Annotated in this window: 19 protein-coding genes and 1 tRNA gene; 9 read left to right on the top strand and 11 right to left on the bottom strand. The window is 68.4% G+C overall.

Features of this window, described 5'->3' with window-relative positions; genetic code table 11:
- Positions 1-304: 304 nt before the first annotated feature.
- The 8 genes from ACZ6SA_RS47100 to rpmH form a co-directional block, all read right to left on the bottom strand.
- Positions 305-1,267, bottom strand: coding sequence for a ParB/RepB/Spo0J family partition protein (locus ACZ6SA_RS47100; RefSeq protein WP_443156890.1), 963 nt, complete (start codon positions 1,265-1,267; stop codon positions 305-307).
- 258 nt (positions 1,268-1,525) lie between these two features.
- Complete coding sequence (locus ACZ6SA_RS47105; RefSeq protein WP_465835909.1) at positions 1,526-2,461, bottom strand: ParA family protein; 936 nt, start codon at positions 2,459-2,461, stop codon at positions 1,526-1,528.
- Between the two features lie 137 nt (positions 2,462-2,598).
- Positions 2,599-3,270, bottom strand: a complete 672-nt coding sequence (gene rsmG, locus ACZ6SA_RS47110) for a 16S rRNA (guanine(527)-N(7))-methyltransferase RsmG (RefSeq protein WP_347650661.1) — start codon at positions 3,268-3,270, stop codon at positions 2,599-2,601.
- A gap of 284 nt (positions 3,271-3,554) precedes the next feature.
- Positions 3,555-4,043 carry a Jag family protein gene (locus ACZ6SA_RS47115; protein WP_347650660.1) on the bottom strand — a complete coding sequence of 163 codons (489 nt, stop codon included), beginning with the start codon at positions 4,041-4,043 and terminating at the stop codon, positions 3,555-3,557.
- A 20-nt stretch (positions 4,044-4,063) separates the two neighbouring features.
- Positions 4,064-5,014: a membrane protein insertase YidC gene (gene yidC, locus ACZ6SA_RS47120; protein WP_347650659.1), complete on the bottom strand. Its 951-nt coding sequence runs from the start codon at positions 5,012-5,014 to the stop codon at positions 4,064-4,066.
- A gap of 4 nt (positions 5,015-5,018) precedes the next feature.
- The gene (yidD, locus tag ACZ6SA_RS47125) at positions 5,019-5,300 is read right to left on the bottom strand and encodes a membrane protein insertion efficiency factor YidD (protein WP_132632270.1); all 282 of its coding nucleotides are present in this window, start codon (positions 5,298-5,300) and stop codon (positions 5,019-5,021) included.
- Complete coding sequence (gene rnpA / locus ACZ6SA_RS47130) at positions 5,297-5,641, bottom strand: ribonuclease P protein component (protein ID WP_443156891.1); 345 nt, start codon at positions 5,639-5,641, stop codon at positions 5,297-5,299. Before rnpA ends, yidD begins: the two co-directional genes overlap by 4 nt.
- A gap of 83 nt (positions 5,642-5,724) precedes the next feature.
- Entirely contained in the window at positions 5,725-5,862 is a 138-nt protein-coding gene (gene rpmH, locus ACZ6SA_RS47135; RefSeq protein WP_043614899.1) for a 50S ribosomal protein L34, read from the bottom strand.
- Positions 5,863-6,318: 456 nt separating this feature from the next.
- Between rpmH and dnaA the strand changes: the two genes are divergently transcribed.
- The 9 genes from dnaA (at position 6,319) to ACZ6SA_RS47180 (ending at position 18,122) form a co-directional block, all read left to right on the top strand.
- Positions 6,319-7,899 (top strand): chromosomal replication initiator protein DnaA, encoded by a 1,581-nt coding sequence (dnaA, locus tag ACZ6SA_RS47140; RefSeq protein WP_347650657.1) that lies wholly within the window; start codon positions 6,319-6,321, stop codon positions 7,897-7,899.
- Positions 7,900-8,442: 543 nt separating this feature from the next.
- Positions 8,443-9,582, top strand: a complete 1,140-nt coding sequence (dnaN, locus tag ACZ6SA_RS47145) for a DNA polymerase III subunit beta (RefSeq protein WP_347650656.1) — start codon at positions 8,443-8,445, stop codon at positions 9,580-9,582.
- Between the two features lie 46 nt (positions 9,583-9,628).
- Entirely contained in the window at positions 9,629-10,573 is a 945-nt protein-coding gene (gene gnd, locus ACZ6SA_RS47150; RefSeq protein ID WP_465835868.1) for a phosphogluconate dehydrogenase (NAD(+)-dependent, decarboxylating), read from the top strand.
- 73 nt (positions 10,574-10,646) lie between these two features.
- A complete protein-coding gene (recF, locus tag ACZ6SA_RS47155; protein ID WP_465835870.1) occupies positions 10,647-11,891 on the top strand; it encodes a DNA replication/repair protein RecF in 1,245 nt (414 codons plus the stop codon).
- Positions 11,881-12,381, top strand: a complete 501-nt coding sequence (locus tag ACZ6SA_RS47160; RefSeq protein WP_347622925.1) for a DciA family protein — start codon at positions 11,881-11,883, stop codon at positions 12,379-12,381. Before recF ends, ACZ6SA_RS47160 begins: the two co-directional genes overlap by 11 nt.
- Positions 12,382-12,740: 359 nt before the next feature.
- The gene (gene gyrB / locus ACZ6SA_RS47165; protein ID WP_443156915.1) at positions 12,741-14,663 is read left to right on the top strand and encodes a DNA topoisomerase (ATP-hydrolyzing) subunit B; all 1,923 of its coding nucleotides are present in this window, start codon (positions 12,741-12,743) and stop codon (positions 14,661-14,663) included.
- A gap of 84 nt (positions 14,664-14,747) precedes the next feature.
- Positions 14,748-17,246 (top strand): DNA gyrase subunit A, encoded by a 2,499-nt coding sequence (gene gyrA / locus ACZ6SA_RS47170; RefSeq protein ID WP_347650652.1) that lies wholly within the window; start codon positions 14,748-14,750, stop codon positions 17,244-17,246.
- A 2-nt stretch (positions 17,247-17,248) separates the two neighbouring features.
- Positions 17,249-17,923, top strand: a complete 675-nt coding sequence (locus ACZ6SA_RS47175; protein WP_347650651.1) for a DUF3566 domain-containing protein — start codon at positions 17,249-17,251, stop codon at positions 17,921-17,923.
- A gap of 125 nt (positions 17,924-18,048) precedes the next feature.
- Positions 18,049-18,122: transfer RNA gene (locus ACZ6SA_RS47180), tRNA-Ile, on the top strand.
- A 224-nt stretch (positions 18,123-18,346) separates the two neighbouring features.
- Here ACZ6SA_RS47180 and ACZ6SA_RS47185 read toward each other — a convergent pair.
- From ACZ6SA_RS47185 to ACZ6SA_RS47195, 3 genes are read right to left on the bottom strand one after another with little or no spacing between them, the layout of a single operon-like run.
- Complete coding sequence (locus ACZ6SA_RS47185; protein ID WP_347650650.1) at positions 18,347-19,096, bottom strand: ABC transporter permease; 750 nt, start codon at positions 19,094-19,096, stop codon at positions 18,347-18,349.
- Positions 19,093-19,971 carry an ABC transporter ATP-binding protein gene (locus ACZ6SA_RS47190; RefSeq protein ID WP_347650649.1) on the bottom strand — a complete coding sequence of 293 codons (879 nt, stop codon included), beginning with the start codon at positions 19,969-19,971 and terminating at the stop codon, positions 19,093-19,095. Before ACZ6SA_RS47190 ends, ACZ6SA_RS47185 begins: the two co-directional genes overlap by 4 nt.
- Complete coding sequence (locus ACZ6SA_RS47195; RefSeq protein WP_465835874.1) at positions 19,968-21,368, bottom strand: alpha/beta fold hydrolase; 1,401 nt, start codon at positions 21,366-21,368, stop codon at positions 19,968-19,970. The genes ACZ6SA_RS47190 and ACZ6SA_RS47195 overlap by 4 nt, the downstream gene beginning before the upstream one ends.
- Positions 21,369-21,480: the final 112 nt, after the last annotated feature.

The following is a 21,480-nucleotide window of genomic DNA, read 5'->3' on the forward strand; positions in this document are numbered from 1 at the left end:
CCCGCGTCCCCGCGTCCCCGCGTCCCCGCGTCCCCGCGTCCCCGCGTCCCCGCGTCCCCGCGTCCCCGCGTCCCCGCGTCCCCGCGTCCCCGCGTCCCCGCGTCGAGGATTATCGCGGTGGCTGGACGTACGTGGGCTGCGCACGTTTGACTCCGCGACGGTTCATCGCTCTCGGCGCTTCCATCTCCCGTCGAGGGTTGCGACGACGACCTGCCCGCTCTCCCCGGCGTGTGAAGCGAGGACGAGTGTTTCACGTGAAACAGCGCCTTACTCTCGGCGTGGTTTCACGTGAAACAGCCGTCGGTCACTCCTGCGCGTCCCGCATTGCCCGTACGGCCTCAGGCACCATGGTGTCGATGATGCGCTCAAGGTCATCGATCGTCGCGAACTCCACGACGATGCGGCCCTTGCGGCGTCCCAGATCGACCTTGACCTTGGTCTCGAAATGGTCGGAGAGGCGGTCGGCGAGATGCGTGAGCTCGGGGGCGGTGGGCTTGGCGGCCTGGCGTTCACGGGGAGCCTTCTGGGCGGCCTGGGCGCTCCCCATGGCGACGATCTCTTCGACCGCCCGCACCGAAAGGAGCTCCGCCACGATCCGCTGCGCGAGCTGGATCTGCTCCTCCACGGAGCTCAGCCCCAGCAGAGCTCGGGCATGGCCGGCACTGATGACACCGGCGGCAACCTTGGGCTGGATCTCGGGCGGGAGGTTCAGCAGGCGGAGGGTGTTGGTGATGTGAGAACGCGAGCGGCCGACCTTCTGTGCCAGCTGGTCGTGCGTCGCCTGGAAGTCGTCAAGAAGTTGCTGGTATGCCGCGGCCTCTTCCAGCGGGTTCAGCTGCTCACGCTGAAGGTTTTCGATGAGGGCGTCCCGCAGGAGGTCGGTGTCCTGCGTGTTGCGGACGATCGCGGGGACCGGGTCGAGACCGACCTGCTTGCACGCCCGCCAGCGCCGCTCCCCCATGATCAGCTCGTACTGTCCGCCGCCGACGGACCGCACCACGATCGGCTGCAGGAGCCCCACCTCGCGGATGGACTTCGCAAGCTCCTCAAGGCGTTCGCCGTCGAAGACCTCACGGGGCTGGCGCGGGTTGGGGACGATCGCCTCCAAGGCGATCTCCTTGAAGTACGCCCCGGCGACCGGCTTTGGGCCCGTCTCCGCCGTTGACCCGTTGGCCGGGGCCGGAACCGCCCCCGTGCCGTCAACGATGGGACCGGTCGGGATGAGCGCCCCGAGCCCCTTGCCCAATCCCCGCCGCTGCTGACTCACTGCGTCTCCTCATCCAGCCGGTCCATTCCGGTCACTCCTGGAGAGGTTACCGTTGCGCGCCGGACGGAGTGTCCGCTCGCCACACACCGTCCCGTTGGATTTACCCCGAGACGATCACAAATCTGCCCAACTCATGACCGCCCCCACGATCTCACGGTTCTCCCCTGCCCCAGCCGGCACCTGGGTACGTGAACGGGCGTGGCGCGCTCGGACGACGGTCGAGGCGCGGCGACCACGCCCTGCGGCAGGGCGTGAAAGTCAGGCGACCGTGGCGCGGTGAGCGATCTCCCGGGCGGCGTCACTGTAGGCCATCGCACCGCTGGACCCCGGATCGTACGTCATGACCGACTGGCCGTAGCTGGGCGCCTCCGACAGGCGGACGCTGCGCGGGATAACCGTGTTGAGCACCGTTTCGCCGAAGTGGGCCCGCACCTCGTCCGCCACCTGCGAGGCCAGCCGGGTGCGGCCGTCGTACATCGTGAGAACGATCGTCGACAGGTTGAGGGTCGGGTTGAGGTGCGCCTTGATCAGGTCAACGTTTCGCAGGAGCTGGCCGAGGCCTTCCAGCGCGTAGTATTCGCACTGGATGGGGATCATGACCTCGTCGGCGGCCACCAGGGCGTTCACGGTCAGGAGCCCCAGGGAGGGCGGGCAGTCGATGATGATGTAGTCGAGGTCGATCGCGTCGTAGGCCGCCAGCGCGCGGCGGAGGCGGGCTTCCCTCGCCACCAGGGAGACCAGCTCGATCTCCGCACCCGCCAGGTCGATGGTCGCCGGAGCGCAATAGAGGTTGGGCATGTCGGGCACTTGCTTGACGATGTCGGCCATGGGCAGGTCGTCCACAAGCACCTGATAGACATCAGGCACGTCGCCGCGGTGCTCCGTGGCCAGCGCGGTGGAAGCGTTGCCCTGAGGGTCGAGATCGACCACGAGGACTCGCTGGCCGTGCATCGACAGGGCGGCGGCGATGTTGACCGAGGTGGTGGTCTTGCCCACGCCGCCCTTCTGGTTGGCCACCGCGATCACCCTCGTCTTGGCCGGGCGAGGCCAGCTGCCGTCGCCGCCATTGGGGCTCTCGCCGGACTGGACGGCCGTGGGGGTTGCGGATGTTTCACGTGAAACCACTGAGCTGAGCGCCTCTCGTACCAACGGCGATTCGCCGGGGTTCAGGGGGGTCTGGGTCACGATGGCCATCCTTTCAACGAGTGGTGTGCCGGTGCCGGGAATTGGCTGTCGCGACACGCCCAATTCGGGCCAGCCAACTCCGGTTGGACTCTCGGACGGACGGCTGTCCGGCCAGCCAAGACCGCTTGACGCGACTGGCACAACCGTCACCTCCTTCGTCGCCGCCCGGCTCGCTCCGGCGCGCGACCCGCTACCACCCGAACCAATGTTGCAGGCGGCTCGACCTTACCGCGCCCGACGGTCACGAGCTCAGCCGTTCGGGCCCCGGTGGCGCGCAATTCGGCCTCCGCTTCGGCGAGCTCGCCCGCGGCACGCTCCCCCTTCATGGCGATCAGCTCGCCGCCTTCGCACAGCAGCGGCATGGCCCATCGGAGGAGGCGTTCGAGCGGGGCCACCGCGCGAGCGCTGGCGATGTCGTACTCGCGCTTGCCCGCCAGCTCCTCCGCCCGCCCGCGCAGCACCTCGACGTTGCCGAGCTTGAGCGTGTCGACGCACTCCTGCAGGAACACGGTACGCCGAAGCAGCGGCTCCAGGAGCGTGACCGTGATGTCCGGACGGACGATCGCCAGCACGAGCCCCGGCAGCCCGGCGCCGGAGCCGATGTCCACCAGGCGCACGTCAGGCGGCACGACCTCCGCCACGACCGCGCAGTTGAGCAGGTGGCGATCCCAGATCCGCGGCACCTCCCGCGGGCCCAGCAGCCCGCGGACGACTCCAGGACCCGCCAGCAGCTCGGCGTACGTGTTAGCACGCCCCCAAGCCTCCCCGGTGAAGACGTCACGCGCTATCTCCGGCGGCTCCGGAAGCTCATCGCTCACTGGTCGGTGGCCCTTTCTTGGTGCTTGGTCGAAGCCGGACGCCGATCGCCCTCGGGACAGCGAGGACGTCAGGAGTTCGTCCCCCACCCAAGGCTAGATGTGCGATCACAGAGGAAGACTAGCGGGCTGTCTCGCGGCTGACGCCGGGCCGCGCGAGCCGCGGGACCCGCGCGGCCGAGCGCGTCGACGTGGGTGCCCGCGTGGCGGCCGGTCACGATGGCTGAACATGCGAACGGCCGCCTGCCCCGCGTTCAGGCGGTGGGCAGGCGGCCGGTTGGGACGTGTCAAGCAGGCAGGACCACGACGTACCGCTGAGGCTCCTCGCCCTCCGACTCGCTGCGGAGCCCGGCGGTCGCCACGGCGTCGTGGACGATCTTGCGCTCGAACGGCGTCATCGGGTGCAGGGACTTCGGCTCGCCGCGTTCCCTGACCTGGTTGGCGACCTCGGTGCCGAGCTTGGTCAGCTCCGCCCTGCGGCGCTCGCGGTAGCCGGCCACGTCGAGCATCAACCTGGAACGCTCGCCGGTCTGCCGGTGCACGGCCAGGCGGGTCAGCTCCTGCAGCGCTTCGAGGACCTCTCCCCCGGGCCCCACCAGCTCCGTGCCCTTGAGCCCGACCACGGATACCAGGGCGCGGTCGCCCTCGACGTCCATGTCGATGTCGCCGTCGATGTCGGCGATGTCGAGAAGGCCCTCGACGTAGTCGGCAGCGATCTCGCCTTCCTGCTCCAGCGCGCTGAGATCAGGAGCCTTTTCCTGCTCGGCCTCGGTCATGGCCGGCCTCTCCTTCGTGTTCACGACTTCTTGCTGCCGGTGCGCTTGCTGCGGGACTGGCGGCTCGGCTGTTGCCTGATGATCTTAGGCTCCGGCGGGGGCGGCGGCGCCTGCTCCTCAGGGGGTGTCTTGCGAATCTTCGCGATCAGACCCTGCTTCGGCGGCACGGGGATCACGTTGCCCTTGGCGTCGTACTGCGGCATCGGGTGCCGGCTGTAGAACCAGTGCTGCTGGCCGAGCGTCCACACGTTGGTGGTGACCCAGTAGAGGATCAGGCCGAGGGGGAAGTTGAGGCTGAAGATGGCGAACAGCGGCGAGATGTACATCAGGATCTTCTGCTGCTGCGCCATGGGGTTGTCCGGCATCTGGGCCATGGACCGGGTGACGCTCTGCCGCACGGTGAGGAACGTGGTGAGCGAGCTGATCGCCACGAAGATGCCCAGCACGATCTTCGTCTGCACCGCGCCGGCCTGGAACGTCGCGAGCTGCTCGGCCGACATCCAGAAGTGGGCGGGCAGCGGGGCGCCGAAGATGTGGGCGCTTCTCGCGCTGTCGACCAGCTCCTGCGTCATGCCGTAGTCGGGCTCGCCGTTGGCCATCTTCTGGAGCACGGTGAACATGGAGATGAAGATGGGGAACTGCGCGACAACCGGCAGGCAGCCGCCGAGGGGGTTGGCTCCGGCGCCCTGGTAGAGCGCCATGACCTCCTGGTTCATCCGCTGCTTGTCGTTCTTGTAACGCTTGCGCAGCTCCTGCACCTTGGGGGCGAGTTCCTGCATCTTCCGCGAAGATCGCATCTGCTTCAGGAAGAGCGGGAAGATCAGGATCCGCATGAACACGGTCAGCGTGATGATCGTCAACGCCCAGGTCAGCCCGCTGTCCGGGTCGAGGACCGTGCTGAATGCAGTATGGATCCAGATGATGACTTGGGCTACGGCTTGGTACAGCCAGCTCAGCCAGGACAGCTCCACCGAGCTATCTCCCTTGCGTTTCGTGGGACCGGACCGGGCGTGGGGGCACCGGGTCAATACCTCCGGGATGGAATGGGTGGCACCGCCCGATGCGCCGGACAGTCAGCCACGTGCCGCGCAATGCTCCGTGCACGGCGATCGCCTCGAGTCCGTACGCGCTGCACGACGGATAGAACCGGCAGCGCGGACCGAGCATCGGGCCGATGAAGGCCCGGTAGAACCGGATGGGGAGGATGAGCGCCCGAGCGGCGGGGCTCGGCGCCACCACTTGCGGCTGCTCTGTCATCTCTGCTGTCCACCCGTCGAGGACTCGTGCCGCCTGAGCAAACGTTCCAGTGCGGAGTCGAGCTCGGCGGCCAGCTGCTCGAATCGCGCGGACGCGGCCGGTGGATTGGCGCGTACCACCAGAAGGCTACCTCGCGGCAGCCGGTCAAGACGGTCCCGCATCAGGTGTCGGAGCCGTCGCTTGACCTTGTTGCGCGTCACGGCGTCACCGACGGCCTTGCTCACCACGAAACCCACCAGGGGTTCGTTCTCCCCGGAAATGGTGAAATGCACCACTAGAGTCGGTCGGCCGGCGCGCTTGCCGCGCCGTACCGCCGCCTCGAACTCGTCCCCGCGTCGCATGCGGGATTGACGGGACAGCACCGTATACGCCTAACGCCCGCCGGCGAGATGCACCGGCGGGCCGACTATCAGGCGCGGGTCGATCAGGCCGACAGCTTCTCGCGGCCCTTACGGCGGCGAGCGGCGAGGATGGCGCGACCGGCCCGGGTGCGCATCCGCAGCCGGAAGCCGTGGGTCTTCGCGCGGCGACGGTTGTTCGGCTGGAAAGTACGCTTGCTCACGGGTGGGCTCCAGGCTTGATGATGCGCCACGACGGCGCTTAACACACAGGATGGCCTGTCAGGAAAGCGAGGGCACGCGAAATAGCCGTCGCGTGACAAGCCGACCGTCGTACGTTACGGGGGAAGCGCGGCCCAGGTCAAACCAGACCGGTTGTCCACTAATCCACAGGCGACTTTTCCACTGCCGCGCCGGCGTCCACAGTATGTGCACCCAGGTGCCACTACGCTGTGGACAACGCCTTGAACGCAGCTGTGCACATAGATACTGTCGGCCCTTCTGGGCCTGCTCCAAGGCTGTGCACAACCTGTGGATCTCCTGTGGAGGGCCTGTGGAGGCCGGGACGAGAAGCCCGGCAGCCACGCTGTGGACGAAGGGGTCGCCGAGAGCCGGAGGCGGCCCCGCCATGTGGATAACGATCGCGGGGGGCCGCGAGAGGGAGGAGGGGGAGCCGCATCATGAACGCTGTCGACCTCGGCACGGTATGGGCGAGGGCCTTGGCCAACTTCCTCAATGAGAACGTGCCGGTGCAGCAGCGCACATGGCTGTCGATGGTGCGTCCGATCGCCCTGGCCAACGACACGATCGTGCTCGGCGTCCCCAACGACTTCCTCAAGGACCTCATCGAGGGCAAGCTGCGCCCGCTCGTCGCGCACGCGCTGTCGCAGGAGCTCGGCCGGACGATGCGGCTGGCGGTGATGATCGACACGACGGCGCCTGAGCAGCCGCCCGGGGACGTTCATCAACAGCCTGTGACTCACAGTTATCCCCAGGATGTGGAGAGTCAGCCGCGTTATGCACAGCCTGCGCAACCGCAGCACAACCAGGCTTCCGAGCCTCCACAGTTCTATTCTCCACAGCCCGAGCCGCCCCAGATATCCACCGAATATCCACAGCAGAGCTTCTCTTTTGAACAGGCGCAGCCGTACACACCACCTGTGGAAAAGAGCCCCGAGCCGGCGCCGAACCGCTGGGAGGCCAAGAGCAACAAGCCCAGCGAACCAGCCCGTCTCAACCAGAAATACACATTCGAGACATTCGTCATCGGCGCCAGCAACCGGTTCGCCCACGCGGCGGCCGTGGCGGTGGCCGAATCCCCCGCGAAGGCGTACAACCCTCTCTTCATCTACGGCGATTCGGGGCTGGGGAAGACGCATCTGCTGCACGCGATCGGGCACTACGCCCAGAGCTTGTACGACGGAGCGCGGGTCAGGTACGTGAGCTCGGAGGAGTTCACCAACGACTTCATCAACAGCATCCGCGACCACAAGGCCGACGGGTTCCGCGGCCGCTACCGCGCGATCGACATCCTGCTTGTGGACGACATCCAGTTCCTGGAGGGCAAGGAGCAGACGCAGGAGGAGTTCTTCCACACCTTCAACACGCTCCACAACGCCAACAAGCAGATCGTCATCTCCAGCGACCGGGCGCCGAAGCAGCTGATCACGCTGGAGGACCGGCTGCGCAACCGGTTCGAGTGGGGCCTGATCACCGACGTGCAGCCGCCCGAGCTGGAGACGCGGATCGCCATCCTCAGGAAGAAGGCCATCCAGGAAGGGCTGGCCGCGCCGCCCGAGGTGCTCGAATACATCGCGAGCCGCATCTCCACCAACATCCGCGAGCTGGAAGGCGCCCTGATCAGGGTCACCGCGTTCGCCAGCCTCAACCGGCAGGGCGTCGACCTGCAGCTCGCCGAGGTGGTGTTGAAGGACCTCATCACCTCGGAGTCCGACACCGAGATCACCATCGCGGCGATCATGAGCGAGACCGCCCAGTACTTCGGCATCAGCATCGACGACCTGTGCGGCACCTCCCGCAGCCGGGCGCTCGTCAACGCCAGGCAGATCGCCATGTATCTCGCCCGCGAGCTGACCGAGCTGTCGCTGCCGAAGATCGGCCAGCAGTTCGGGGGACGCGACCACACCACCGTGATGCACGCCGAGCGCAAGATCCGCTCGCTCATCGCTGAGCGAAGGTCGATGTACAACCAGGTCAACGAGTTGACAATGCGGATCAAGCAGACACCCCGTGGATCTTGAGTTCATACACAGCCTGTGGAAAACACTGTGGACCAGCGGAAACGCAAAAATTCACTCGCCGTTCGCCCAACAATGCTGGGAAAAATCCGTCCACAATGGTTGGGGACAACGGTGGGGACATCCTGGGGAGAACCTGGGGACTACCAGTGGACAGTGTGTGGACAGACTGTGAACAACGGATCTGGGGCTCCAGAAGGGCCCCTAATACCCCGTGGATAACCTGTGGAAACCTCGTGGATAACCCCGGTCCGGCCGTGGATGAAGGCACCAAGATCTGGGGACGGCCTGTGGGCGAAGAATCTCTGTCCCCAGGCGCGGAAGTTCTCCCCAGGCGTCACCCACAGCGGCAGTGGATGAAAATATGGCCGTTGACCTGCCAAGACGCTGGTTGTCCACAGGATCCACAGCCCCTAGTGTGATGACCTCCTATCTCTCTTACTAAGAAACTCAAAGACCCATAGAGGGGTTCTCCCGGAGCGCGAGTCCGGGAGGGTGGATCCTTGAGATCCTTGAAGCAACGACGAACCCAGGAGGCTGATCACCGTGATGTTCCGAATCGAGCGAGACGTCCTCGCTGAGGCGGTGGCATGGACGGCACGCAGTCTCCCGGCGCGGCCGTCGGTGCCCGTGCTCGCCGGCATGCGCCTCGAGGTCACCGACGAGCAGCAGCTCAAGCTCTCCGGATTCGACTACGAGGTCTCCGCCGAGGTGACGCTCGAGGTCCACACCGGCGAGCCGGGGGTCGTGCTCGTCTCGGGCAAGCTGCTCGCCGAGATCACCCGGTCGCTTCCCGCACAGCCTGTGGATTTCGTGGTGGACGGCGCCAAGGCGGTCGTCACGTGCGGCAGCGCGCGATTCACCCTGTTGACCATGCCTGTGGAGGACTACCCGTCGCTCCCCGCCATGCCGCCGGCCGCGGGCCGCGTCGGCAGCGACGTGTTCGCCTCGGCCGTCGGCCAGGTCGCCGTCGCCGCGGGCCGGGACGACACGCTGCCGATGCTCACAGGCGTGCGCATGGAGATCGAGGGCGACACGGTGACCCTCGCCGCGACCGACCGCTACCGGCTGGCCGTACGCGAGCTGAAGTGGCAGCCGGGGCAGCCCGACTTCTCCGCCATCGCGATGATCCCAGGCAAGACGCTCGCCGACACCGCCAAGGCGCTCGGCGCGACCGGTGCCGAGGTGGAGGTCGCGCTCAGCTCCGCCGGAGGCACCGGCGAAGGCATGATCGGCTTCTCCAGCGCCGGGCGGCGCACCACGACCCGGCTGCTCGACCCCGAGTTCCCCAAATACCGTTCGCTCCTGCCCACCGAGTTCTCCGCCCGCGCCGAGCTGTCCACAGGCCCGTTCGTCGAGGCGGTCAAGCGCGTGGCCCTGGTCGCCGAGCGCAACACCCCCGTACGCCTGGCGTTCAGGAGCGGCGAGGTCGTGCTGGAGGCGGGCAGCGGCGACGAGGCGCAGGCCGTCGAGGCGCTGCCCGTCGACTACGAGGGCGAGGAGATGAACATCGCCTTCAACCACCAGTTCCTGCTGGAAGGGCTGGGCGCCATCGACTCCGACGTGGCCCGGCTGCAGATGACCACCTCGACGAAGCCCGCTATCCTCACCGGTGGCAAGCCTGTGGACGACGCGGCCGCGGCGGACTATCGCTACCTGATCATGCCCATCCGCCTGTCAGGCTGACCCGGCCTTCGGGGATGATGGAAGCCTGACTAGGGGGTAGAACAACATGCAGATCGGCATGGTCGGACTGGGCAAGATGGGCGGCAACATGGCCGAGCGGCTGCGCCGCGGCGGCCATGAGGTCGTCGGCTACGACCGTGACCCGGCGATCAGCGACGTGGGCAGCCTGAAAGAGCTGGCCGAGCGCCTGCGAGCGCCCCGCGCCGTCTGGGTGATGGTGCCCGCGGGCAAGCCCACCCAGTCCACGATCGACGATCTCGGCGAGCTGCTGGACGAGGGCGACATCGTCGTCGACGGCGGAAACTCCCACTACGGCGACGACCAGAAGCACGCCGGCGAGCTGGCGGAGAAGGGCATCGGGTTCGTCGACTGCGGCGTGAGCGGCGGTGTCTGGGGCCTGGAGAACGGCTACGCGCTCATGTGCGGCGGCGACTCCGCCCACGTCGAGCGGCTGATGCCGATCTTCGACACGCTCAAGCCCGAGGGCGAGGACGGCTTCGTGCACGCCGGCGACGTCGGCGCCGGGCACTTCGCGAAGATGGTCCACAACGGCATCGAATACGGCATGATGCAGGCGTTCGCGGAGGGCTGGGAGCTGCTCGAGGCCTCCGACGTCGTCAAAGACGTCAAGGGCTCCTTCAGCAGCTGGCGCACCGGCACCGTGATCCGCTCCTGGCTGCTCGACCTGATGGTGCGCGCGCTCGACGACGACGAGCATCTCGACCAGCTCCGCGGCTACGCGCAAGACTCCGGCGAAGGCCGGTGGACGGTGCAGGCGGCCGTCGACCACGCCGTCCCGCTGCCGGTCATCACCGCCGCGCTCTACGCCAGGTTCGCCTCGCGCCAGGACGACTCCCCCGCGATGAAGGTCGTCGCGGCGCTGCGCAACCAGTTCGGCGGGCACGCGACCACCGCGGCGGAGGGCAGCACCGACAAGGGCGCCGACGCGCCGGGCGCCGACGTCACGCCGCCCCGCGAGAGCGAACGCTAGCCGTCACGGCCCCCGCCCGCCTTTCGCGAGCCGGTGACCCCGGGGGCGCGCGTGGCCCACTAACCTTCGTGGGGTGCATGTCGCCCACCTCTCGCTGACCGACTTCCGGTCCTACGCGTCCGTGGAGCTCGGCCTGGAGCCGGGCGTCACGGCGTTCGTCGGGCCCAACGGCCAGGGCAAGACCAACCTGGTCGAGGCCCTCGGCTACGTCGCGACGCACTCCAGCCACCGGGTGGCCGGCGACGCGCCCCTCGTCCGGCAGGGCGCCACGCGGGCGGTCATACGCTGCGCCGTGCAGCGCGACGACCGGCGGGCGCTCATCGAGCTGGAGATCAACCCGGGCCGTGCCAACCGTGCCAGGCTCAACCGCTCGCCCGTGCCGAGGGCGCGCGACGTCGTGGGCCTGCTGCGCACCGTGTTGTTCGCCCCCGAGGACCTGTCGCTGTCCAAGGGCGACCCGTCGGAGCGCCGCCGGTTCCTCGACGAGCTGCTGGTGGCCAGAGCTCCCAGGTTCGCCGGTGTGCGCGCCGACTACGACCGGGTGCTCAAGCAGCGCGGAGCCCTGCTCCGTACGGCCGCGCAGGCCCGCAGAGGCAGCAGGAGCGCCAGGAGGGCGGAGAGCGACACCGGGTTCGCCGCGGCCGGCGCGGGCGACGTGCTGAGCACGCTGGAGGTGTGGGACGCCCACCTCGCCAGGCACGGCGCCGAGCTGTTGCGGGCCAGGCTCGAGCTCGTCGAGGCGCTGCGCCCGCTGGTCGCGGGGGCCTACGCCGCGCTCGCCCCCGCCAGCGCGCCGGCGACGCTGGCCTATCGCAGCACGTTGTCCACAGGTGGGGATGACGGTGAGGGCGGCGGACTGCTCGAAGACGCCGGTGAGCGGGGATCTTCCGCTGCACAGACGTTATCCACAGACCTGGGGAAAACCCTTGAGGAGCGCATCCGCGAGCGCCTGCTCGAGGTGCGCCAGTCCGAGCTGGAACGAGGAGTCACACTCGTCGGCCCTCACCGCGACGACCTGATCCTCGGCCTCGGCGACCTGCCCGCCCGTGGCTACGCCAGCCACGGGGAGTCCTGGTCGTTCGCGCTGGCGCTGCGGCTGGCCGCCTACGACCTGCTGCGTGCCGACGGCGGCGATCCCGTGCTGATCCTCGACGACGTGTTCGCCGAGCTCGACACCCAGCGCAGGCGCCGCCTCGCCGAGATCGTCGCGCCGGCCGAGCAGGTGCTCATCACGGCAGCCGTGCCCGACGACGTGCCCAAGGAGCTGTCAGGAGGCAGATACGACGTCGCCGAGGGGGGCGTGACCCGTGTCCGCTGACGAGAACGCCACCGCCAGGGGCGCCGCGATGGCCAGGGAGAAGCTCGCCCAGGCCAAGGCCGACGCGGCCAAACGCGGCCAGCTCCCCCGGCGCGAGCCCAGGCGCAGGGCGGCGGGGCCGCGCCGTGAGGGCGGTGACCCCCAGCTTTTCGGTCGTGCCATCGCCGACCTGCTCGCCGACCGCGGCTGGGAACGCCCGGCGGCCGTCGGCGCGGTGTTCGGGCGCTGGGCCGACATCGTGGGCCCCGACCTGGCCGCCCACACCAGACCCGAGTCGTTCGACGACGGTGAGGTGCTGATCGCGGCCGACTCGACGGCCTGGGCCACGCAGGTGCGGCTGCTCGCGCGCACCCTCGTACGCAGGCTCAACGAGGAGCTCGGCGACGGCACGGTGACGAAGGTCAAGGTCAGGGGGCCGCAGAACGCACCGCGCCCGTCAGGTGGATTGCGGGTGACCGGAAGTCGGGGTCCCGGCGACACTTATGGATAGCCGCGTGCGACGCGTGCCCGGACGTTGTGGATAGGGGCCAAGGGCGATCAGAAAGCCACAGACGCGATAAGCCCCCCTATCCGGAGGGGGGATGCGGCCCGGGGGGCCGAACGAGCTAGCGGGCATCACAGGCGCGTTCATTGCCACCTTGAGGCTCCGGAGGCGGTAGAATGAAAAAGGATTCCGGACACGTCCGCTTGCGTGTCACCCCGGCAGCAAGCCGACTCCCCTGGGTGACCGCGCATCGGGGCACTCACGACGGTGACGGGCACGGCAGGGGCAGCTTGTGACATTCATGGCGACCCCCGCCGCGTGTCCGCGGCAGGAGGATTTCGCAGTTGTCCTACGACGCTAGCTCAATCACCGTACTCGAAGGGCTTGAGGCGGTTCGCAAGCGCCCGGGTATGTATATCGGCTCCACCGGGGAGCGAGGTCTGCACCACCTGGTCTACGAGATCGTGGACAACGCGGTGGACGAGGCCCTTGCCGGGTTCGCCAGCAGGATCGACATCACACTGCTCGCCGACAACGGTGTGCGCGTGGTCGACGACGGTCGCGGCATCCCCACCGGCATTCATCCTGTGGAGAAGCGCTCGGCGGTCGAGGTCGTGCTCACCACGCTGCACGCGGGCGGCAAGTTCGACAGCCAGGCCTACGCCGTCTCGGGCGGCCTGCACGGCGTCGGCTCGGCCGTCGTCAACGCGCTGTCCACCGCGATGGACGTCGAGGTCAAGCAGAACGGCCACTACTGGCGCGTGCGCTTCGACATGTCCAAGCCCACGGCGCCGCTGGCCAAGGGCGAGGCGACCGACGAGACCGGCACCACGATCACGTTCTGGCCCGACGCCGACGTCTTCGAGACCACGACGTGGAACTACGAGACGCTCTCGCGGCGCTTCCAGGAGATGGCCTTCCTCAACAAGGGCCTGACGATCACGCTGACCGACGAGCGCCCCGAGTACATCAACGGCGAGCCGCGCAAGGTCACCTACCTCTACGAGGGCGGCCTGGCCGACTTCGTCAAGCACCTCAACACCAAGAAGGAGCCGGCGCACGCGTCGATCATCTCCTTCGAGGAGGAGGGCGACGGCATCGCGGTCGAGATCGCCATGCAGTGGAACAACTCCTACTCCGAGTCGGTCTACACCTTCGCCAACACGATCAACACGGCCGAGGGCGGCACCCACGAGGAGGGCTTCCGGGCGGCGCTGACGTCGATCGTCAACCGTTACGCCCGCGAGCAGAAGTTCCTCAAAGAGGGCAAAGACGACAACCTCTCCGGTGAGGACGTCCGCGAGGGCCTGACCGCGATCATCTCCGTCAAGCTCTCCGACCCGCAGTTCGAGGGCCAGACCAAGACCAAGCTCGGCAACACCGAGGCCAAGTCGTTCGTCCAGAAGGCGTGCAACGACCACCTGCGCGACTGGCTCGAACGCAACCCCGGCGAGGCCAAGGACATCATCAACAAGTCGCTGCAGGCCTCCCGCGCCCGCCTCGCGGCCCGCCAGGCCCGCGACCTCACCAGGCGCAAGTCACTGCTCGAGTCGGGCAGCGGCCTGCCGGGCAAGCTGGCCGACTGCCAGTGGAACGACCCGGAACGGTGCGAGTTGTTCATCGTCGAGGGCGACTCGGCCGGCGGCTCCGCCAAGGGCGGCCGCGACTCGCGCTTCCAGGCGATCCTGCCCATCCGCGGCAAGATCCTCAACGTCGAGAAGGCGCGGATCGACAAGGTCCTGAAGAACAACGAGGTCCAGGCGCTGATCACCGCGCTCGGCACCGGCGTCCACGACGAGTTCGACATCACCAAGCTGCGCTACCACAAGGTCATCCTGATGGCCGACGCCGACGTCGACGGCCAGCACATCAACACGCTGCTGCTGACGCTGCTGTTCAGGTTCATGAGGCCGCTGATCGAGGCGGGGCACGTCTACCTGTCCTGCCCGCCCCTCTACAAGATCAAATGGGACCGCAAGGGGGAGGACGCCTCCTACGCCTACTCCGACCCCGAGCGCGACGCGGTCATCGCCGAAGGCATCGCCAACGGCAAGCCCGACCCCCGGCCGCGCGACAACGTACAACGCTTCAAGGGCCTGGGCGAGATGAACGCGGCCCAGCTCTGGGAGACCACGATGAACCCGGAGACCCGGCTCCTGCGCCTGGTCACGCTCGACGACGCGGCCCAGGCCGACGACCTGTTCAGCGTGCTCATGGGCGAGGACGTCGAGGCCAGGCGCGACTTCATCATCCGCAACGCTCGCGATGTCCGTTTCCTCGACGTCTGAGCGACCGGCCGTGGGTGCAGATTCGGCTATTCGCGGTGAGCCGCAGGACCTGGCTCGCCGTTCCATGAAGAAGGACCTCAACCTGTGACGGACGTGAACACCACTCCCCCGGCTGACCGCATCGAGCCTGTGGACATCCAGTCCGAGATGCAGCGCAGTTACATGGACTATGCGATGTCCGTCATCGTGTCCAGGGCGCTGCCGGACGTGCGCGACGGGCTCAAACCGGTGCACCGCCGCGTGCTCTACGCGATGTACGACGGTGGCTACCGTCCCGACCGCGGTTACTTCAAGTGCGCCCGCGTCGTCGGCGACGTGATGGGCACCTACCACCCCCACGGCGACACCTCGATCTACGACGCGCTGGTGCGCCTGGCGCAGCCGTGGTCGCTGCGCTACCCGCTGGTCGACGGGCAGGGCAACTTCGGCTCGCCGGGCAACGACCCGGCGGCGGCGATGCGTTACACCGAGTGCAAGCTCGCGCCCATCGCCATGGAGATGCTGCGCGACATCGACAAGGAGACCGTCGACTTCCGGCCCAACTACGACGGAAAGTCACAGGAGCCCGACGTCCTGCCGGCGCGTTTCCCGCAGCTGCTGGTCAACGGCTCGGGCGGCATCGCCGTCGGCATGGCCACCAACATCCCGCCGCACAACCTGCGCGAGGTCGCCTCGGCGGTCAAGTGGGCGCTGGAAAACCCGGAGGCGAGCGACGAAGAGCTGCTCGAAGCCTCGATCAGGCTGGTCAAGGGGCCCGACTTCCCCACCAGCGCGCTGATCGTGGGCCGGCGCGGCATCGAAGACGCCTACCGCACCGGGCGCGGCTCGATCACCATGCGGGCCGTGGTCGAGGTCGAGGAGGACAAGGGGCGGCAGGCGCTCGTCGTCACCGAGCTGCCCTACCAGGTCAACCCCGACAACCTGGCGCTGAAGATCGCCGAGCTGGTGCGCGAGGGCAAGCTGACCGGCATCGCCGACGTACGCGACGAGAGCTCCTCGCGGGTCGGGCAGCGCCTGGTGATCGTGCTCAAGCGCGACGCGGTCGCCAAGGTCGTGCTCAACAACCTCTACAAGCACACCCAGCTCCAGGACACCTTCGGCGCCAACATGCTGGCCCTGGTCGACGGCGTGCCGCGCACGCTCAGGCTCGACCAGTTCATCCGGCACTACGTGGCCCACCAGATCGAGGTCATCGTCCGCAGGACCCGCTACCTCCTGCGCAAGGCCGAAGAGCGCGCCCACATCCTGCGCGGCCTGCTGGCGGCGCTCAACCGGCTCGACGAGGTCATCGCCCTCATCCGGGCCTCGGAGTCCGCCTCGGCCGCCCAGCAGGGCCTCATGGGGCTGCTGGGGATCGACGAGATCCAGGCGCAGGCCATCCTCGACATGCAGCTGCGCAAGCTGGCCGCCCTGGAACGGCAGTCGATCCAGGACGAGTACGACTCCCTGATGACGCAGATCGCCGAGTACAACGCGATCCTCGCCAGCGAGGCCCGCCAGCGCGAGATCGTCAACGACGAGCTGGCCGAGCTGGTCGGCCGCTACGGCGACGACCGCAAGACCGAGATCATCGCCTACGACGGCGACATGTCGATCGAAGACCTGATCGCCGAAGAGGAGATCGTCGTCACGATCACCCGGGGCGGCTACGCCAAGCGCACCCGTACCGACCTCTACCGCGCCCAGAAGCGCGGAGGCAAGGGTGTACGCGGCGCGCAGCTGCGCCAGGACGACATCGTCGACCACTTCTTCGTCACCACGACGCACCACTGGCTGCTGTTCTTCACGAACAAGGGCCGGGTCTACCGGGTCAAGGCGTACGAACTTCCCGACGCCGGCCGCGACGCCCGCGGCATGCACCTGGCCAACCTCCTGGCCATGCAGCCCGACGAGACCGTCATGGAGGTCCTCGACCTGCGTGACTACAACGTCGCCCCCTACCTGGTCCTCGCCACCCGCAGCGGGCTGGTCAAGAAGACGCGCCTGGCCGAGTACGACTCCCCCAGGTCCGGCGGTCTGATCGCGATCAACCTGCGCGACGACGACGAGGTCATCGGGGCACGCCTGGTCTCCGAGGAAGACGATCTGCTGCTCGTCTCCAAGGGGGCGCAGTCGATCCGGTTCACCGCTTCCGACGACGCGCTGCGGCCCATGGGCCGGGCGACCAGTGGGGTCATCGGGATGAGGTTCCTCGAAGGTGACGAACTTCTTGCCATGAATCGCATCGCCGACGGTCAACACGTGCTTATCGCCACGAAGGCTGGGTACGCAAAACGGACGCCAGTGGAGCAATATCCAGTTCAAGGACGTGGCGGTCGAGGCGTGCTTACTGCGAAAATCGTATCCTCCCGTGGCAAGCTGGTCGGAGCCGTCATGGTCAACCCAGAGGACGAGGTCTTCGCGATCACGTCAGCCGGCGGGGTGATCCGGACGAGTGCCGGTGAGATCAAACAGTCCGGCCGTCAGACCATGGGAGTGCGATTGATGAATCTCGCTGAAGGCGACAGCGTGGTGGCCCTCGCCCGGAACGCGGAGTCCATGGAGACTCCGATGGAGAGTGAGGAAGTCGGGGGAGGAGAATAGTCATGAGCGCCCAAGGTGGCTCCGCCAGAACAAAGGCGGCTTCGGGTAACGGACAGCAACCGAAGCGGCCCGCAGAGAAAGAGACCTTCGACGAAAGCCGGGACACCTCGCCCGCGCAGGGCAGGCCCTTCCCGGCCAAAGACGACTCCAAGCCCGCACCGCCACCTCCGCAGCCGCAGGCGCCGCAGCAGCCGGAGGGCAACGACACCGTCCGCATCCGCCCGTCGCTGGCCACGGAGGCTCCGCCGCCCGCGGTCGAGCTGCCCAAGAAGAAGTCGAGCGGCGCGGGGGCGCGGCTCCCCCGCAAGGCCCATCTGGTCCTGCGGCGCGTCGAACCGTGGTCGGCCATGAAGTTCAGCTTCGTGGTGTCCCTGGTCTGCTTCGTGGTGCTGTTCGTGGCGGTGGCCGTGCTCTACGGCGTGCTCTCCGCTCTGGGGGTGTTCGACTCGATCGTCGACCTGGTCAACCAGCTCGGCCAGGGTGAGCAGGGCCAGAACTCGATCCCGATCGACATCGCGTCCTGGTTCGAGCCCGTACGCATCCTCGGCTACACCGCCCTGATCGGAGCGGTCAACGTCGTGCTCATCACGGCGCTGGCCACGCTGGGGGCGGTCATCTACAACGTCGCCTCCGACCTGGTCGGGGGCGTCGAGGTGACCTTCAGCGAGGCCGAATAGCCCGTGGGCTCGCGCCGTGCCCTTCGCCGGCACGGCGCGAGCAGCACGCCGGACACGGTAAGCTCTTCTCGACCGAACAACCGGTTCGCCTCCGATCGCCGGATGCGATAACGTTCGGTGTGCACGGGGCTATAGCTCAGACGGTTAGAGCGCTTCCCTGATAAGGAAGAGGTCCCAGGTTCAAGTCCTGGTAGCCCCACAGAGTTTCACCAGCCAAGAGGTCGTTCTCGAATATCGGGAGGCGGCCTTTTGATCGTTCGTCACCATTTTTCCAAGATCGCCTGGCGTCAGGTGGCATAGATCAGTCGAAATCGATAGCAGACGAAGCTTCGACGGGGACCGATCGACGCCGAGTTGAATGGCGAGGGCTCACCCACGTTCGTCCAGGCGGTCACCGGCCACCCCGGTCAGAGGAGACCGGGCTCAGGCGTCCCGCCGGATGATCGCGACGACGCCGAGGCCAAGCGGGACGATCGCGTAGCAGACCAGCCCTACCAGCGCGCCGAGCGGGCCGAACTCGCCGGCGTCGGGGACGCTGGCGAGCTGTCGGACGAGCGCGGGCAGCGTCAGCGACTCCAGCCACCCGTACCAGGGAGACGGGGCGAATTGGGAGATCTGCGGCAACCCAAACAGGATCGTGAACAGTCCGACGATGGCCCCGGCGGTGGAGCGCAGCACGGTGCCCAGGCCGAGTCCGGTGAGCGCGGCCACGGCCATGCCCACACCGGTGACCAGCAGCTCCGGCAGCGTGGTCGGCTCGGCCAGGGGCGCACCGATCGTCCGGTCGCCGACGATCAGCTGGGCGGTCGCGTACATCGCGACGGTGAGGGTCTGGCCGGCGACCACCGTGACCGCGCCGACCACGACGGCTTTGGCGAGCAGCAGCGTTGCGCGCCGCCGCACCGTGGTGAGGCTCAGCCGGATCATCCCGGTGTTGTACTCGGCGGTGACGGAGAGCAGGCCGAGCAGACCGAGCAGCCCGTAACCGACCGGGGCGGCGTAGGTCAGGCCGGTGCCGACCGTCTCAAAGTTCGAGCCTTGGTCCCAGGATCCGGATATCGCTTGCGCGACGTAGGCAGAGATGACGACACATGACAATGAGACGGCGAGGATAGCGTACGTGGAGCGAAGCGAGCGGAGCTTCACCCACTCCGCGGCGATGGCGTCGATCATCGGATGATCTCCATGAAGGCGTCTTCGAGGGAGGTGTGCTGCGGGGTCAGCTCGTGCAGCGGGCAACCGTGGCGCAACGCGAGGTCGCCGATCTGCTCTGTGGTCAGCCCGCGTACGCGCAGCTCGGCGGCCCCGTCCGGCGGATCCACCGCGCCGCCGGCCGCGGTCAGCACGCCCGCCAGCCGGGCCGCCTCCGGGGAGCGGACCAGCACCTCGTGGGGGAACCGGGCGCGCAGTTCCTCGACCGTGGTGTCCTCGACCAGGCGGCCTCGCGCGATGACGACGATGCGCTCGGCGATCAACGACATCTCGGTCATCAGGTGGCTGGAGACGAAGACGGTCCGCCCGTGGCCGGCCAAGGTGGTCAGCAGGCCGCGGATCCACCGGATTCCGTCCGGGTCCAAGGCATTGAGCGGCTCGTCCAAGATGAGGACGGCGGGGTCGCCGAGCAGCGCGGCGGCCACGCCGAGCCGCTGCTTCATGCCGTGGGAGAAGCCGCCGATCCGCTTCCGGGCGACCCCGGCCAGCCCGACCTGGTCGAGCACCTCGCCCACCCGCGCGGGAGCGACGCCGCCGGCGTAGGCCAGCGCCAGCAGGTGGTCGCGAGCGCTGCGACCGCCGTGCACCTCGGTCGCCTCGAGCAGCGCGCCGACCTCCTGCATGGGGCGCCGCAGCGCGCCACGGCGGACCCCGTTGATCAGCGCTGTTCCGGAGGTCGGCAGGTCCAGGCCGAGGATCGTCCGCATGGTGGTGGACTTGCCGGCGCCGTTCGGGCCGAGGAAGCCGGTGACATGTCCCGGCTCGACCGTGAAGGTCAGCCCGTCGACCGCGCGGGTCCTCCCGTACACCTTGGTCAGGTTGGAGATCTCGATCATTTTCCCACCCGGTGGATCTTCTCGGCCGGGCAGCGCTTCCCTCGCGGCGGCAGCACCCCGGTGGCCAGGTATGCGTTGGCATGCCGCCGTACGCATGCGTTGTCTCTCCAGGCGAAGTGGCCGTCGCCGTGCCACAGCACTCGGGCACCAGGGATCTGCGCAGCCACGTGCGCCTGCCCGAGCGGGTTGGTGTTGTTGTCCAGCTCCCCGATCGCGACCAGCACCGGCGGGACGTTCGCCGCCACCCGGAGCGGGTGGGGCGCCCACGACGGGCCGCCCGACGTCGGGCGGCCCCAGCACCAGCCCACCTGGTAGCGGCCCTCGATCCACCCGAATCGGGGGGCGATCGCGCGCAGCCGAGCCTCGATCGCCTGGAACCGCTGGTATGTGGGCGGCTCGGGCATGAGGTCGTTGCAGTGCATCACGTCGGACACGTCGAGGTCCCCCTTGGGCGGCGCCAGCACGGTCAGGAAGTCGGCGGCGTTCCCGTCGCGCGCCTTGCGCAGCGCGGTGGCGAACTCCGGCCATTTCCCCGGATTCAGCCCAAAAATCGCGCTGGCCAGCAAGTGCCCCTCGGTCACTATCGGACTGCCGTTGGCGGCCGGCAGCGGCGCGCGGCGGGCCCGGGAGAGCAGCGCGTCAAAGACCTCGCCGGCGTCGTGGCCGTGCAGGGCGCAGTCGCGCCTGCCGGCGCACCAGTCGCGGAACCGGGTGAGTTGACGTTCCTGGGCCCGCGCAGCGTTGACCAGCCACGGCTCCAGGTCGGCGGAGGTGTGGTCACCGATGCTGTCGAGATACATCCGCCCCACCCGGCGCGGGAACAGCTCCAGGTAGGCCTGCCCGAACACCGTTCCGTACGAGTTGCCCGCGTAGCGTAGGGTGCGCTGGCCGAGCGCGGCACGCAACGCGTCGAGGTCGTGCGCGACCTGCCAGGACGTCAGGCCGTGCCACACCGGCCCGGCCATCTTGCGGCAGCTCGCGTAGTGCATCTTCATCTTGGCGGCGTGCGCGTCCCAGTCGCGCTTCGTACGGGCCGTGACCAGGCCGGTCACCGGCGGTGCCGGTTCGGGACAGGACACCGAGGGGCTCCGGCTGCTGGCCGACTCGGCCAGCCCGCGCGGGTCGATCGCGATGACGTCGAAGGTCTGGCTCAGCTCCCGCAGCAGCGCGGCCCCCTCCGGGTTGAATTGAGGGTCGTCCCTGAACCGCAGCCCCGCGGCGGTGCTTGCGGGGCCGCCGAGGTTGACGACCAGCGGGCCGACCCGGCGGGCGGGGTCTCTGGCCGGCAGCTTGGCCAGGTGGACCGATGTCGTCGGCCCGTCGGGGTCCGCCCAGTCCACGGGCACCACCATGTCGGCGCAACTCAGCCCGTCGCCGCAGTCCTTCCACACCAGCACCGGCGGCTGCCGCAGCGCCCAGGCGGTGGGGGGGGGGGGGGGGGGGGGGGGGGGGGGGGGGGGGGGGGGGGGGGGGGGGGGGGCGGCGGCGGGCGGGGGGGGGGGGGCGCGC

Source organism: Nonomuraea sp. NPDC049378, from assembly GCF_055586745.1.

What these genes read in the sequence shown, in the direction of transcription:
- ACZ6SA_RS47105 (WP_465835909.1), bottom strand. Translation starts at nt 2,461, where the DNA reads ATGGCCATCGTGACCCAGACCCCCCTGAACCCCGGCGAATCGCCGTTG.
- ACZ6SA_RS47115 (WP_347650660.1), bottom strand. Translation starts at nt 4,043, where the DNA reads ATGACCGAGGCCGAGCAGGAAAAGGCTCCTGATCTCAGCGCGCTGGAG.
- yidD (WP_132632270.1), bottom strand. Translation starts at nt 5,300, where the DNA reads ATGACAGAGCAGCCGCAAGTGGTGGCGCCGAGCCCCGCCGCTCGGGCG.
- rnpA (WP_443156891.1), bottom strand. Translation starts at nt 5,641, where the DNA reads ATGCGACGCGGGGACGAGTTCGAGGCGGCGGTACGGCGCGGCAAGCGC.
- dnaA (WP_347650657.1), top strand. Translation starts at nt 6,319, where the DNA reads ATGAACGCTGTCGACCTCGGCACGGTATGGGCGAGGGCCTTGGCCAAC.
- gnd (WP_465835868.1), top strand. Translation starts at nt 9,629, where the DNA reads ATGCAGATCGGCATGGTCGGACTGGGCAAGATGGGCGGCAACATGGCC.
- ACZ6SA_RS47175 (WP_347650651.1), top strand. Translation starts at nt 17,249, where the DNA reads ATGAGCGCCCAAGGTGGCTCCGCCAGAACAAAGGCGGCTTCGGGTAAC.
- ACZ6SA_RS47185 (WP_347650650.1), bottom strand. Translation starts at nt 19,096, where the DNA reads ATGATCGACGCCATCGCCGCGGAGTGGGTGAAGCTCCGCTCGCTTCGC.
- ACZ6SA_RS47190 (WP_347650649.1), bottom strand. Translation starts at nt 19,971, where the DNA reads ATGATCGAGATCTCCAACCTGACCAAGGTGTACGGGAGGACCCGCGCG.